The sequence below is a fragment of the Paenibacillus sp. FSL R10-2782 genome (assembly GCF_038592985.1).
In the GTDB taxonomy this organism is placed as follows: domain Bacteria; phylum Bacillota; class Bacilli; order Paenibacillales; family Paenibacillaceae; genus Paenibacillus; species Paenibacillus terrae_C.
Window position 1 is genome coordinate 1,015,847 of record NZ_CP151951.1, and the last position, 13,623, is coordinate 1,029,469.

The 13,623-nt window shown below is 46.9% G+C and carries 12 protein-coding genes; 8 read left to right on the plus strand and 4 right to left on the minus strand.

The features are described 5' to 3' along the window. Positions 1 to 124 precede the first annotated feature (124 nt). The 3 genes from NST83_RS04615 (at position 125) to aroD (ending at position 3,299) form a co-directional block, all read left to right on the plus strand. Entirely contained in the window at positions 125 to 1,036 is a 912-nt protein-coding gene (locus NST83_RS04615; RefSeq protein WP_342416748.1) for a LysR family transcriptional regulator, read from the plus strand. A gap of 133 nt (positions 1,037 to 1,169) precedes the next feature. Then, positions 1,170 to 2,429 carry an MFS transporter gene (locus tag NST83_RS04620; protein ID WP_342416749.1) on the plus strand — a complete coding sequence of 420 codons (1,260 nt, stop codon included), beginning with the start codon at positions 1,170 to 1,172 and terminating at the stop codon, positions 2,427 to 2,429. A gap of 105 nt (positions 2,430 to 2,534) precedes the next feature. Further along, entirely contained in the window at positions 2,535 to 3,299 is a 765-nt protein-coding gene (gene aroD / locus NST83_RS04625) for a type I 3-dehydroquinate dehydratase (RefSeq protein WP_137061635.1), read from the plus strand. Between the two features lie 145 nt (positions 3,300 to 3,444). On the opposite strand, the gene NST83_RS04630 is transcribed toward aroD, so the two are convergent. Beyond that, on the minus strand, positions 3,445 to 4,017 hold the full coding sequence (locus NST83_RS04630) for a shikimate kinase (RefSeq protein WP_134914445.1): 573 nt from the start codon (positions 4,015 to 4,017) through the stop codon (positions 3,445 to 3,447). 557 nt (positions 4,018 to 4,574) lie between these two features. Here NST83_RS04630 and NST83_RS04635 point away from each other — a divergent pair. The 3 genes from NST83_RS04635 (at position 4,575) to NST83_RS04645 (ending at position 7,561) form a co-directional block, all read left to right on the plus strand. Then, the gene (locus NST83_RS04635) at positions 4,575 to 5,267 is read left to right on the plus strand and encodes a pectate lyase (protein WP_342416750.1); all 693 of its coding nucleotides are present in this window, start codon (positions 4,575 to 4,577) and stop codon (positions 5,265 to 5,267) included. 247 nt (positions 5,268 to 5,514) lie between these two features. Continuing rightward, complete coding sequence (locus NST83_RS04640; RefSeq protein WP_342416751.1) at positions 5,515 to 6,510, plus strand: aminoglycoside phosphotransferase family protein; 996 nt, start codon at positions 5,515 to 5,517, stop codon at positions 6,508 to 6,510. 52 nt (positions 6,511 to 6,562) lie between these two features. Continuing rightward, positions 6,563 to 7,561, plus strand: coding sequence for a glycosyltransferase (locus NST83_RS04645; RefSeq protein WP_342416752.1), 999 nt, complete (start codon positions 6,563 to 6,565; stop codon positions 7,559 to 7,561). Between the two features lie 103 nt (positions 7,562 to 7,664). Here the strand turns inward: NST83_RS04645 and NST83_RS04650 are convergent, their stop codons facing one another. After that, complete coding sequence (locus tag NST83_RS04650; RefSeq protein WP_342416753.1) at positions 7,665 to 8,873, minus strand: MFS transporter; 1,209 nt, start codon at positions 8,871 to 8,873, stop codon at positions 7,665 to 7,667. A 185-nt stretch (positions 8,874 to 9,058) separates the two neighbouring features. Between NST83_RS04650 and cysK the strand changes: the two genes are divergently transcribed. Together cysK and NST83_RS04660 are read left to right on the plus strand one after the other, a co-directional pair. Next, positions 9,059 to 9,982 carry a cysteine synthase A gene (gene cysK, locus NST83_RS04655; RefSeq protein ID WP_342417872.1) on the plus strand — a complete coding sequence of 308 codons (924 nt, stop codon included), beginning with the start codon at positions 9,059 to 9,061 and terminating at the stop codon, positions 9,980 to 9,982. 21 nt (positions 9,983 to 10,003) lie between these two features. Further along, positions 10,004 to 10,981 carry an aldo/keto reductase gene (locus NST83_RS04660; protein WP_342416754.1) on the plus strand — a complete coding sequence of 326 codons (978 nt, stop codon included), beginning with the start codon at positions 10,004 to 10,006 and terminating at the stop codon, positions 10,979 to 10,981. Positions 10,982 to 11,132: 151 nt separating this feature from the next. On the opposite strand, the gene NST83_RS04665 is transcribed toward NST83_RS04660, so the two are convergent. Both NST83_RS04665 and NST83_RS04670 read right to left on the minus strand, forming a co-directional pair. Beyond that, on the minus strand, positions 11,133 to 11,933 hold the full coding sequence (locus tag NST83_RS04665; RefSeq protein WP_342416755.1) for a WYL domain-containing protein: 801 nt from the start codon (positions 11,931 to 11,933) through the stop codon (positions 11,133 to 11,135). Then, positions 11,908 to 13,233 carry a WYL domain-containing protein gene (locus tag NST83_RS04670; protein ID WP_342416756.1) on the minus strand — a complete coding sequence of 442 codons (1,326 nt, stop codon included), beginning with the start codon at positions 13,231 to 13,233 and terminating at the stop codon, positions 11,908 to 11,910. The genes NST83_RS04665 and NST83_RS04670 overlap by 26 nt, the downstream gene beginning before the upstream one ends. Positions 13,234 to 13,623: the final 390 nt, after the last annotated feature.

Consider the following 13,623-nt stretch of genomic DNA (forward strand, 5'->3'; position numbering starts at 1 on the left):
CACATTGTTTCTATGTCTTTATTATATAAGGAGTGTTATTATAAATCCAATGCATATTTCTATTGCTTTTCATAGTTTAGGTCTATAATTTAAAATATAAATTAAAGAAGGGAACGGCATAATTATGAACCTGAAGCACTTACAATATTTTCGTGTACTTGCAAAGATGGAGCATTTTACCCAAGCAGCTTTACGACTATGTATTACTCAACCCAGTTTAAGCCATGCTATTTCAGAATTAGAAAAGGATCTGGGGGTTCATTTGTTTGAAAAGCAGGGGAGGAATATTCGGCTTAACAAATACGGACGATTTTTCCTGAAATATGTGGAGAATGCCATGAGTGAATTGGAGAAGGGAGAGCACAACTTGCGTGAACTGGTCAGTCCTAACCACGGTAATGTGGATCTGGCGTTCATTTACACGTTAGGCTCGCACTTCATTCCAGCGATTATTCAGGCCTTCTCCGCCTCGGATGCCCGCAAAGATATATCTTTTTCTTTTCATCAAGGGAACACGAACGATATTATCCAGGGCTTGAAGCAGGAGCATTACGATGTGGCTTTCTGTTCTCACATGGAAAATGAACCGGACGTTGAATTCATTCCGTTGGCTCAGCAGGAGCTGGTCGTTATTGTTTCACCAGATCATCCGCTGGCTTCGCTGGACCAAATCGATCTCAAGGATACGGCGACATATCCTTTTATCTTTTTTAACAAGAAAAGCGGTATACGTCCCATTATTGAAAATCTATTCGCCAGAGTAGGAGTTACTCCAGAGATTATTTGCGAGATTGAAGAGGACACGGCGATGGCAGGGCTGGTATCTGTGAATTACGGAATTGCGGTCATGCCCCGAATTTCATCGTTGGATTATTTTAACGTCAAAACATTGCCTATTGTTAATCCTGAATACGAGCGTTTTATCTATCTGGCGAGCATCAAAAACAGGTATTTATCCCCGGCTGTAGTGGACTTTCGGAACTTTTCGCTCAGCTACGGTGAGGAATTTTATTTAAAAACGCATCAGCGTGTCTAAATGTGTGTCTCGCAATATTTAAACTTGATAAATTTAAAAATGTGTTCTATACTTCATCATCGACACACATGATGTGAAATGATTCACATTAGTGGCATCACAAGACTTACTCACAAAAGTTGGTGAATTCACGATGAAACGTTCTTCTTTTCCAGTGGCGTCCGGCCTTTATGTAAACTATCTTCTGTTTGGTATGTTTAACATTATGCTGGCGTCACACATGTCCTTTTTAACCGAGCATTTGCATACAGATCAGGCGGGAATCAGTCTTCTGGTATCCGCAATGGGATTTGGCAGGCTGTTTACGCTGTACCTATCCGGGGTGCTTTCCGACCGTTATGGTCGCAAGCCGTTTATTGTGGTCGCAGGGCTATTAATGGCCGTTTTCCTGGTCGGTATACCGTTAAGCCCCAGCTTTGAAATGGCGATGGTGCTGGCTGTGCTGGCAGGCGTAGCGAATTCTTTTCTCGATTCAGGCACTTATCCAGCTCTGATCGAAGCTTTTCCCCAATCCTCAGGTTCGGCTACCGTGCTGGTGAGAGGTTTTATATCCATCGGAGCGGCGTTTTTACCGTTAATGATTATCTTTTTTATGAATCACGATATTTTTTACGGGTTCTCGTTCTTTTTACCAGCACTCATATTTGGTCTGAATGCGATTTACCTGTTCAAAATGAAGTTTCCAGACATGCGGGTTCAGGCGCCCAAGGAGCCAGTTCACGATACATCTGTATCTAACGTGGAACAAACGGTAGAGCTAACAGCAAATGACCGGAGCAAGCCGCGCTTCTGGCAGGAAGGGCTTTGCCTTATTGTTCTCGGCTTTACCGGGCCTACCTTGCTGTATATTGTTCAGTTGTGGCTACCTACTTTTGGACAGCAGTTTATCGGTATGACTGAATCAGAGTCCCTGAGATTATTAGTCTATTACAATGTTGGTTCTCTCGTCTCCGTATTTGTATTGGTGGTTGTGTTAAGAAAGTGGATCAAACCGGTTCACATTATTCTCATTTATCCATGCATTTCTTTGTTGGCCTTTGGAGCATTGCTCCTTTTCAAATCACAGGCTGCGGCCATTATTAGCTCATGTGTCATCGGATTTTCCATTTCGGGTGTGCTTCAACTGACCTTGACCGTAATGAGTGAGTTTTTCAGTCAACGAAAAGGACAGATCACCGGGTTCATTTACACAGCAACTTCAGTATCGTACACGGTCATCCCTGTGTTTACCGGCTTTCTTTTGAAGCATTCTCAAATATCCAGTGTTTTTATGCTGGCTCTGATTGTGAATGTGGTGGGTATTGTGCTGGCCGTGTTTGTTAATTTCCGGTACAGTACCGTTTTTCCATCAAGTCGCAAATTGTCCCCTAAAATCGCGCTTGATCCAGAGTAAGCCAACAATCGGGGACTAATCATCAGCTGGCTTATTCAGAATGCGTTATACTATGAAATATTGTAAATGCTCGACTTAAAACTATGATTTGGGAGTGAGTTTGATATGGCAAAAATCGTTAAAGTGAAAGATGTTCTGATCGGTGAAGGTGCGCCTAAAATCTGTGTTCCGATGGTGGGAGAAACGTTGAAGCAACTGAAGGAAGAAGCTGCCCATTTGCGTACACTCGATCTGGATATCGTGGAGTGGAGAGTCGATTTTTTCGAGCATGTAGAGGATTTGGAGAAGGTTAAGGCTGCCTTGATTGAAATCCGGTCCATCTTGGCGAATATTCCGCTCGTCTTTACGTTCCGCAGCGCTCGGGAGGGCGGGGAAAAGGAAATCAGTACGGCGAGTTATGTGGAGTTGAATCGTACGGCAGCCGAAACGGGACAGGTAGATATCATTGATGTGGAGCTTTTTAATGACGAAGCCGATGTGAAGGCGCTGGTGGAAGCTGCGCATAAGCATAACGTATCCGTAATTATATCCAATCACGATTTCCAGAAGACGCCGCCAAAGGAGGAAATCGTATCTCGTTTGCGCAAGGCGCAGGAGTTGGGAGGCGATTTGCCTAAAATAGCGGTTATGCCGACATGTACGGCCGATGTGCTGATCTTGCTGGATGCCACGCGTACCATGGCTGAGGAATACGCAGACCGGCCTATTATTACGATGTCGATGGCGGGAAAAGGTGTCGTGAGCCGTCTGACCGGAGAGCTGTTTGGTTCGGCTTTAACCTTTGGTGCCGCTAAGAAAGCTTCCGCGCCGGGGCAGATTCCTGTTACAGAACTGAGAGAGATATTGAATGTACTGCACAGTCATTCGTAAAAAGGTATGAATGCTGGCAACCCATGTGCCAGTATCCAAAAAAGGAAGGCCCGTATGCCATAAGCATGATGGAGCCTTCCTTTTTGCTAAGTGTTTGTGAGTTTGGGAGACGCAAATGGTCTTCCGATGTCATCCTGTCAAATGCTTAATTTAATCCCCGTGTAGGCTCATACAGTTCCCAACCGAGATTTAGAGTTTGGATAATATAGTCTGCGACTTCTTCCGCATCCAACTGATCCGTATCGATCTTGGAGTGATTCACCGCGTAAATGTCCTGTCTGGAACGGAAAAGAGCTTCGATTTCCTCCAAATTCTTGTTTTGCAGATTGGGACGGGTATCGATGAGCATCTTGAGTCGATCCTTCCAGGATTCCCAATTTAAATCTAAAAAGAAGACGATAGATGAAGCCAGACAAGCCTGTTTAACCTCTTCTTGTAAAAAAGCACCGCCGCCAACCGAAATGACTTTCAATCGAGTATTGCTGCATAGTTTGAGAATATGGTCTTTTTCAATCTCGCGGAAACCTTTTTCTCCATATGTTTTGAAAATTTCTGTTGTCGGCATGTTGTACTCTTGTTCAATCTCCTGATCAATATCCACAAAGTCCCGATACAGCTTGCGCGCGAGATGGGAACCGATCGTTGTTTTGCCTACACCCATAAATCCAATGAGCACAATATTCTGTTCTCTTAATGGGATCTCTCTCTTGTTTTGCACCATAACCACTCTCTTCTCACCAGTAATGTTGAGATGTAACGCTTCAAAGCACTAAATACATTATACGTTCATCAAACGTGTCATTCAATAGTATAGATCACATCAGAAGCGAGGTATAGGACGAAAGTGGCTTCTGATTGCCATTTTGGTGATGTAGAGCATATAACGAGACTAGATCATGAAGCCAATTGCTGCATAATTTGACGAAAAAACAAACTTATACAAGCATAAAAAGGCAATATTCTGTACTTAATTAAAAAAAAGGACATATTTTGCCGAAAAATATATTGAAATTACTGGAAGTAAGAATATAATAGAGTTATACAAATTGTAAATGTAATCGCTATATTTACAATTTGTGTTTATTTAAATTTATGGCATTGAGTTACTTTGAACCAAATACCAAGTGTACATATGTAAATAGTAATATACATTTTTGCAGACATGTACCGGTCAATGGGTTCCTTGTACGAAGGCGGTGATACGATCTACAGGTTCTAGTCAACTACGAATGGAGTGGCGGAAATAAAAAATATCTACGAGAGGGATGAATTGAAATGAACACAAGCACAGCCAAAGTATTGAAAAAGGGAATGAGTATCGCTTTATCAGGTATGCTGGTCGCTTTATTTGTCGGCAATTATTCTGCTCATGCAGCACCGGAAGTCGTTAGTAAAACGATTCTTGTAAAAGCCGGAGAAGTATATGATGGTAAGGGGAAGACGGTAGCCGCTGATCCAAAAACCTTGGGTGACGGAAGCCAGGCTGAGGCCCAAAAGCCTATTTTCAAGCTTGAAAATGGTGCAACTTTGAAAAATGTAATCATTGCTGCGCCTGCTGCGGATGGTGTGCATGTGTATGGCAACGGAACCATTTCCAACGTAACGTGGGAGGATGTAGGTGAAGATGCATTGACGCTTAAAGAAAAAGGTACGGTAAACATAACAGGCGGTGGAGCGTTCCATGCATATGATAAAGTCTTCCAAATCAATGCCGAGGGCACGATTAACATTAAAAACTTTAGAGCCGATGATATCGGAAAGCTGGTTCGCCAACTGGGCGGCTCAACTTTTAGAGTGAATATGACTTTGGATAACTCGGATATTTCCAACGTAAAGGATTCGATCCTGAGATCGGACGGCCCTAACAGCACAGCTAAAATTACGAATACTCGTTATCATAATGTGCCACAATTGTTCAAGGGCTTTAAATCCAGTAATACGAGCGAGTCCGGCAATACTAAATATTAATACGAAACAGGGTAGGAGCGGGGATGGGAATCAATAGATCTTGATTCTATCCTTGTATAGATTGAAAATAAGGGCTGTCCCACAGATCGTTTGGATCTGATGAGACAAGCCCTATTTAGCTTCTATTTGTTTTTCGTGCCGCCGGAAGATACCGTTGGAACGCTCAAAAGACTAGCCGGGCTTCGTTCAGGACGAGTACTGTGATATGATCTTGCTATTACATTTTATACAAAAAAGTTGGGAAGCTATGAATCTATTTCATCCATATGTGAATGTTGACGGTACTTTGAATGAGACGCAGGTGTGGAGACGGGAAGTTTTATATACAGGTACAAATGGTCGGCTTGTTCAACGTTTTTACGTGTCACCTTATGAGAGTTATGTGTTCAAGCCGTTAACCAATGATGAGCAAGCAGGCCGGGAGAGATGGGTATATGAGCATGTGCTTGCTTCGTTGCCACCCATCTATCCCCGAATGCTGGCCTGTTCTGGCGCAGGCATAGATGGCGGAGGGGAATGGATGATTTTTGAGGACCTTGGTCCTCTGCACCATCTACATGAAGAAGAAACAATGCTGCGAGCTGTTGGACTTGTAGCAGGGTGGCATTCTTTGCCGTCGGAGCGTTTTGCTGGAATGCCACTTCGAGGACCCAAGCCGCTTATTCAGGATATGGTTTCTGAGCTGTATGAACGCAAGTCCGATGTGCTGGAGCTTTGCAGTTCACTGGGATTCTCCAAACAGCAGGTGCAACGTATTTACGTACAACTGGAGTACCAGTCTTTTGCCCAGCAGCTTGTGCTGTCGCATGGTGACCTTCATCCGGGAAACTATGCGCTGAGTGGGGAGCGGCTGATGGTGCTGGATTGGGAGCATGCCCACTTGAACACACCGCTTTGGGATATGTATCATCTGATCGATATGTCCCATCCGTTGTTTCCCCGGCGTATGACGTCCGACTTGCGAATCCGCCTGCTGGACAGGTACTTGGCTCAAATGGAGCTGCTGGGAGCAGGACTGGAACGGGGCACATTTATGCAAGAATATAGCATGTTTGCCGTGGTATTTTCACTGTGGATGCTGTTGTTGATTGAAAGTGATTTGCGAAGGATCGAAATGAAAATGCATATAAACGGTGATAAATGGTCAAAAGAGCAATTAGAAGCCCAACAGGGCGAGGCGTTAGCCTGTTTGAGCCAATGCGCAGCGATGCTGGAATGGAGGCAAGTCAGAAGGTGTGAATAAAGAGTTGGAGCTACAGCGTGTGTACAGATTGTAAACAAAGGTGGAGACATATATGAAAAAAGTCGGTTTGGTCATGAGAAAAATTCAGTTTGCCGAAGCGCAGGGCCCGCGTATTTTTGCGGAACGTCTCAAGCAGATCGGACTGGAGCTGGGTGTGGATATCGTATTTGTGTCACCGGAGCGCCATGTCAGCAGCCATGACTGGCTTCCCGGCTATGAGCACGAAAAGGGTGATCTGGTCAATTATGACGTGGTACTCGACCAGCTTCATGAGCAGCAGATTGAGGATGTTATTTATACGGTATCCGGCTTTACATATTTGAAAATGTTTTTTAAAAACAGTGTGCTTTTTCCGCACAGTTTTCCTGATCCGGCGCTTACAGGCTATGAGATGATGAAGCCTTTTTATCAGATTGTGGACAAGGCTATTGTGCAGACTGATTTTCTCAGACAGGAGATGGCATCCAAGTTTGGTGTAACAGATGTGACAGTTATCCCGATTGGGTTTAATGAGCGACTGGTAGAAAAGCATTTTGATCCTTCGCAGGTCGTGGAGAATCGGGTGATGTGGATCGGAAGGGATGAGGAGAATCGGCGTCCTGATCTGGTGCTGGAGTATGCTCGGCATAATCCCGACAAGGAAGTTTACATGGTGTTTGGCGGGGAACGCTACAAGGAAAGCATGAAGAAGTACGATATCCCTGACAATGTGAAGCTTCAATTTGCGTTGACGCAGGATGAGGTATTCGCGCTTATGAATACGGCGAAAGTATACTGGAGCTGCTCCAAATTCGACACGTTTGCGATGCCGCTGACCGAAGCGCTGGCTATGGGTAAAATCGTCGTGAAGCCTGAGCATCCTTGCTATGGACATATCAGCTCCACGCACTCTTTTTCGGGCAATGAGAAAAACTGGTTCGAGCTGCTCAATATGGCTGCTGCCTCACCTCGTCGGGTTTCCAATGAAAATCAGGCGTATGCCATGGAGAAGTTTTCGAGTAAGGTGATGAAGCAGGGGTATCGGGACTTTTTTGAGAATTGGTTAAGCTGAGTGGCGAGGCAGAGTACTTCGGTTTCAACACGCGTTTAAGCGTCCAGAATTAGAGGATGATTTAAAAAGGGACTTTCGCTCAAGTGAACGAAAGTCCTTCCTTTTAGGAATGTATCTCCGCTGCGGCTTCAGAATGAGCCGTTCTGCGGTCAATAGCGTAGCTGACCAGCATGAGAAGCAGACCGCCAACGGTGATCAGAGATGCGACCCAAGGGATGGCGGCAAGTCCCATCTGATTAATGACGACCCCGCCGATAAAAGCGCCTCCTGCGTTACCCAGATTCAAAGCGGAATGGCTGGAGGTAGAGGCGAGCAAAGGGGCCTCATAGGCCAGATTCATGATGCGAACCTGAATGCCGGGCATAATGCCGAACGCGGCAATCCCCCAGATAAAGACGGTAATCACAGCCAGTACCCTGCTTTGAAGCGTAAACGTCAGAATGGCCAAAATAATGGCCAGTATAGCGTAGTTTGCTATTAAGGATGGCAGCAGCCTCCAATCCGCGAGCTTGCCGCCAACGATGTTGCCGATGGTTACACCAAGTCCGAACAGGACGAGAATCCACGTAATGCTATGCTCGGCAAAGCCGCTAATGTCGGTAAGTAAAGGCGTAATGTACGTAAAGACGCTGAACAGACTACCACAACCGACAGCACCTGTGAGTAGCATCAGCAATACCTTCGGATTAAACAGGCTTCGGACTTCTTGTTTGAGACTGGAGGGCTTGTCCTGATGCATAACCGGAATGTACCGGATGATGCCAAAGAGGGAAATCAGGCCGATCACAACGATGGCTCCAAAGGAAGCACGCCAGCCGAGCTGCTGTCCGATAAAGGTGCCAAAGGGCACGCCGATAATGTTGGCTACGGTCAGTCCGGTCAGCACCATAGAAATGGCACCAGCCCGCTTGTCAGGGCGAACCAGTCGGGCGGCGATCAGGGAGCCGGCTCCCAAAAAGGTTCCGTGTGATAACGCGGTAGCCATACGGGCTACAATCAGAAGCTCGTAGTTGGGAGCAATGACCGAAAAAAGATTGCCTAAAATGAATATAATCATCAGCAGGCATAACAGCTTTTTTTGCGGTACCTTGTGAGTTAATACGGTGAGCACAGGGGCGCCAATGGCCACACCAAGCGCGTAGCTGGTGATGAGCTGTCCGGCTTGCGGGATGGTAACATGAAGATCCTGGGCCACATTGGGCAGAAGACCCATAATGACGAATTCGGTCATGCCGATGGCAAAGGCACCGAGCGTCAACCATAGCAAGGAGGGGGGAAAGCGATTGGCTGTCAAATTTTCTTGAATACTCATGAGTGTCTTGTATCCTCCTGAAAAATAGTAATGCGAGTATATCATTAGAAACCACATCTGGCGACCCATTTTCAAGAATTTTACATACTAAGCAGATAAGATTTATCTATTTACAAAAGCGGCAGGTATGAGCGGGTTAAATATGTTATTTTTATAGTATGGATCTATCCAAGGAGGATACAATGATGACGCTTAAAGTGGTACATAGTATTACAGATTTAATTGGAGATACGCCTTGTGTGCGGCTTCAGCGATTAACCGGACCGCAGGATGCGGAAGTGTATGTGAAGCTGGAATACTATAATCCCAGCGGCAGTGTCAAGGATCGGGCGGCGGGTAATCTGATTGCCGAGGCGGAACGGGCCGGACATTTAAAACCGGGTGGAACTATTATTGAGCCGACCAGCGGGAATACGGGGATTGGCTTAGCGATGAATGCGGCAGCCCGAGGCTACCGTGCGATATTGGTGATGCCGTCGAATATGACGAGGGAACGAATCAATATTTTAAAAGCATACGGTGCTGAGGTTGTACTGACGCCAGCGGAAGAACGGATGTCAGGAGCAATTCGCAAGGCGCTGGAGCTGGGGGCTGAGATTGAAGGGAGCTTTATCCCGCAACAATTTGAAAACGAGGCCAACCCGGATATCCACCGTACGACGACTGCGCTTGAAATTTTGGAGCAGACGGAAGGCAAGCTGGACGTGTTCGTCGCTTCTTCTGGAACGGGTGGTACGATTACGGGAACGGGTGAGGTGCTGCGCCAGCATTTGCCGGATCTGCGTGTGGTCGTGGTAGAGCCGAAGGGCTCGCCAGTGCTGTCAGGGGGCAAGCCTGGTCCACATAAGCTGGTTGGTACTAGCCCGGGATTCGTTCCTGCCGTATTGAATACGGATATTTATGACGAAATCGTACAGGTTTCGGATGAGGATGCGATTGCAATGACACGGGCGATTGCTGCTCAGGAGGGAATTCTCGTCGGACCTTCCAGCGGAGCTACAATATGGACGGCAATTCAGGAAGCTCGGCGCTTGGGACCGGGCAAACGGGTGCTTTGTATTGCCCCGGATACAGGAGAGCGATATTTGAGCATGGGTATTTTCGGATAAAAAAAGTGAAGGAGGAGCAACATGAAAATTATGCCTTTACAGAAACGCAACATTTCGGATAGCCGCTTGGTGCTTGGTTGTATGCCTTTTGGCGGGGAATGGGATCGTACACCGTTTACACAGGAGCATGTGGTGGAAGCAGAAAGAGCGGTGGAAGCCGCACGTTCCATCGGCATTACGATGTTTGATCATGCAGACATCTATCGTATGGGGAAAGCAGAAGAAATTTTTGGCCGGATTTTGAAGGGGCAGCCCGATTTGCGCGAGCAGATCGTTATCCAGTCCAAATGCGGCATTTTCCTGCCGGATGGTACGCTCCCGGGTCGATTTGATTTTTCATATGCTCATATTATGGAGTCTGTGGATGGTATTCTGAAGCGTCTGGGCACCGAATATTTGGACATTCTGCTGCTGCACCGTCCCGATCCGCTGGTAGAGCCGGAAGAAGTGGCGGAGGCGTTCAGCAAGCTCAAGGCATCTGGCAAAGTACGGCATTTTGGTGTTTCCAATATGAATGTAAGCCAAATTCAGTTTCTGGAGCGCAGTTTAGCCGGCCCGCTGGTGGCTAATCAATTGGAGATGAGCCTGGCGCATCTACATTTTGTAGATCAGACGGTGCATGTGAATCAGCAGGCAGGGACGAATGTCCATTTTGGCGAAGGTTTGCTGGAATACTGCCAAATGGAGGATATTCAGCTTCAAGCGTGGGGGCCACTGGCACAGGGACGTTTTAGCGGTGGATCTTTGGAAGGAGAGCCGGAGCATATACGCCAAACAGCAGAGCTGGTGCAAAAGCTGGCTGCTGAAAAGGAAACGACACGCGAGGCCATCGTTCTTGGCTGGCTCATGAAGCATCCGGCGCGGATTCAGCCCGTTATTGGCAGCGCTAATCCTGAACGGATCAAGGCGTGTCAGGATGCGGAGCGACAGAGTGAGCTGATGACCCGTGAGGAATGGTATGAGCTATATGTGAGTGCACGGGGACAAGCTTTACCGTAACCTGGCGAGTGCTTTTCAGCTTGTTACAGCAGATACATTTTTGGGAAAAGTATGATTTCGTACTGCAAATCGTAATTGAATAGGCCCGCCTCTTGTCTTATGACAGTGTGCGGGCCTTTTTTCGTGGGGCCATTAAACATTTTTCCAGCGGCTAATCCTCTTCGTATCTGGCAAGTGCCCTGGCGGTTGTTTCCTTCATTCGGGAAATGAGCCGGGAGCCTTGGACGACCTTGACACGTTTGCCGAGAAAGCGGATTTTGGACAGTACGTATTCACTTTCGTCTGTCTGAAAAGTGAGTGTAATACGATAGCTATCCGCAGCCTGAACATACTCCACCTCTTTCTCAAAGCAGGAAAAGGCATATAAAATACGGGATAATTCCACGTTGTACATAGGTATAATTACGATGATGCCCTGTTCTTTGCGTGACTCCAGAATACCGAGTATACGTTGGGTGAATTTCTCGGTCTCTTCAGGTGGAATTTCCTCTTCGGTGATGGTTACGATGCTGGACAGCTTGGTGGACATCAGCGTACGGTGCCGGCGGTTGTACCAAAGCAGGCTCCATTCTTTTTTGACCATGGAAAATTCCAGCTTATACGGAAAGCCTGACATGCGTTCATGAACACGCCCATTGCGCATTCTGTAGCTCATACAGATACCTGAGCGGGACCGCAGGATGGAACGCAATATACGCAGGAGCGGGTGATAGACCGGGGAGGCAGGGATGCCGGCCTTTTCCCTCAAGCTGCCATCGATCTCCAGTGGATCGTCATCTGCGAGCATCAGCCGAAGCTTATCGAGCGTAGACGGGATAAAAGCTTCTGTCGCCGCCGGATCTGACAGCATGGACTGGAGCCAGATTCTTTCCTGCGATGTGGTAGCAAAAGCGCCCGATTCATCCAGCCGCGAGACGATCTGGTAGTTAAATATTTTCTCGAATAGGCTCATAATAGGCTTGAAGCTCCTTCCATTCCTGCTTGAATTCCTGACGAAGCCGCTTGGGTTCCAACACCTCACAGCTTGATCCAAAGCTGCGCAGCCACGGTTTAATCTCGGTGATGCCGTTCACTGTAATTTCATAGATAAAGGATTCACTTTCTTCCTCCGTGATCGTTCCCCATTGCCCCTGCAACAGCACACGCTCCCGAATAAAGTTGCGTTTGGCACCTTCGGGATTGAAAAAACGCACCCGCACCTTCACGGCACGCCCAGTATCCACAAGCCAGCTATACCGCGTTCTTTCTTCCAGCACGGCCAGCAGGTCAGCAAAACGCTTCTCAGACACGGGTTCGCCCTCCGCCAACTGTGTCATGCCCTCCATGCGGAACTTCATGATCCCTTTGCCGCCCGCGTGACCCAGCACATACCAGCGCCCGTATTGATGATCATAGATGACTTGCAAGGGAAGAATGGTGTGTTCACGTCCTTCGGTTTCTTTTTCAAACAGAGGATTCGTGTTCTGTGAACCGTATATGCTTTGTTTGGCCGCCGAAAAATACAAAAAAGTCACACAGCGACGTTGTCGAATGGCATGAAGAAGCGGATGAACATGTGCCTCATCCAGAATACGCGAGTAATAATGGTATTTGTATAAAAAAGGTTCTGCAATCTCCTGAGCCCCGGCTTGACGGCGCATGGCTTTTTTTAAATGATCTCGCAGCAAATATCCCTGTACAGAAGGAAGCTGCGTATTCGCCATAACGTCTACAAAGTCATACAGGTCCAGTAATTCCTCGTCCGTCAGTTCAGTGACCAGATCATTGCGGACAGCATAGCGATAAGGTCTGCCTCCAGGTTCCTTGCGAACCACGCCGACCTCGACGAGATATTTCAGGTCTGAACGGATCGTTTTTTCATCAGGCAATGCACTGTAAGCAGGCAATCCCTCGCAGCATGCATCCAGCAGCTCCATAGTGGTCAATGGTTGTGACTGTAGAGCTGTCAGCAGAAGGGCCAGGCGAACGCTTTCCGTTTCCTTGAGCGATTTGGCCCGAAACAGGAATAACAATAGCGGATCAGCCGATTCATAGTAGTTCAAGCGCAGCATTTCATTGAAGTCGTGTCCTTGTTCCGCTGGTAACTGCTGCTGCACAGATTGAACGATTTCTTTGAGACGCCGGATTGTTTTGTCAAAGGTATGTACCGAAATGCCCAGTCTGTCTGCAAATTGCTGCCGATTATAAGCGCCGCTCGTCAGTGTCAGCATGCGCAGAAATTGAATTTCTTTATCAAAGCTCTCTCTCGCCATGATGAATTCCCCGTTCTTGTTGCCGTTCTCCGAAAATAAGTATCCCTTTATTCTAACAGGGAAGAGATGCAGGAAAAAGGGAATTTATTTATCTTTGTAATACTTTCACCATGTTCACGACTTCCCAAATCATGGATCATAGGGATATAAGGTTGTCACAATGAGCAAAGAAGCAATACATAAGAGAAGGGTGATCCAACATCTAAGCTTTGTTTCCGCCTCTCAAAATTTGAAAGGCGGAGCAAGCGGTCAACAAATCAACGACGAAACGTTTATCCTTTGACTGGAGCATATAGGAAAAATTTGTAGCTTACAACCGCTGTTTGTTCCTGTATCCAGACTGCATATGGCTCCGTGCGTCGTGCTCAACACGAACCCGATCGCACACCA

What these genes read in the sequence shown, in the direction of transcription:
- NST83_RS04615 (WP_342416748.1), top strand. Translation starts at nt 125, where the DNA reads ATGAACCTGAAGCACTTACAATATTTTCGTGTACTTGCAAAGATGGAG.
- NST83_RS04620 (WP_342416749.1), top strand. Translation starts at nt 1,170, where the DNA reads ATGAAACGTTCTTCTTTTCCAGTGGCGTCCGGCCTTTATGTAAACTAT.
- aroD (WP_137061635.1), top strand. Translation starts at nt 2,535, where the DNA reads ATGGCAAAAATCGTTAAAGTGAAAGATGTTCTGATCGGTGAAGGTGCG.
- NST83_RS04635 (WP_342416750.1), top strand. Translation starts at nt 4,575, where the DNA reads ATGAACACAAGCACAGCCAAAGTATTGAAAAAGGGAATGAGTATCGCT.
- NST83_RS04640 (WP_342416751.1), top strand. Translation starts at nt 5,515, where the DNA reads ATGAATCTATTTCATCCATATGTGAATGTTGACGGTACTTTGAATGAG.
- NST83_RS04645 (WP_342416752.1), top strand. Translation starts at nt 6,563, where the DNA reads ATGAAAAAAGTCGGTTTGGTCATGAGAAAAATTCAGTTTGCCGAAGCG.
- NST83_RS04650 (WP_342416753.1), bottom strand. Translation starts at nt 8,873, where the DNA reads ATGAGTATTCAAGAAAATTTGACAGCCAATCGCTTTCCCCCCTCCTTG.
- cysK (WP_342417872.1), top strand. Translation starts at nt 9,059, where the DNA reads ATGACGCTTAAAGTGGTACATAGTATTACAGATTTAATTGGAGATACG.
- NST83_RS04660 (WP_342416754.1), top strand. Translation starts at nt 10,004, where the DNA reads ATGAAAATTATGCCTTTACAGAAACGCAACATTTCGGATAGCCGCTTG.
- NST83_RS04665 (WP_342416755.1), bottom strand. Translation starts at nt 11,933, where the DNA reads ATGAGCCTATTCGAGAAAATATTTAACTACCAGATCGTCTCGCGGCTG.
- NST83_RS04670 (WP_342416756.1), bottom strand. Translation starts at nt 13,233, where the DNA reads ATGGCGAGAGAGAGCTTTGATAAAGAAATTCAATTTCTGCGCATGCTG.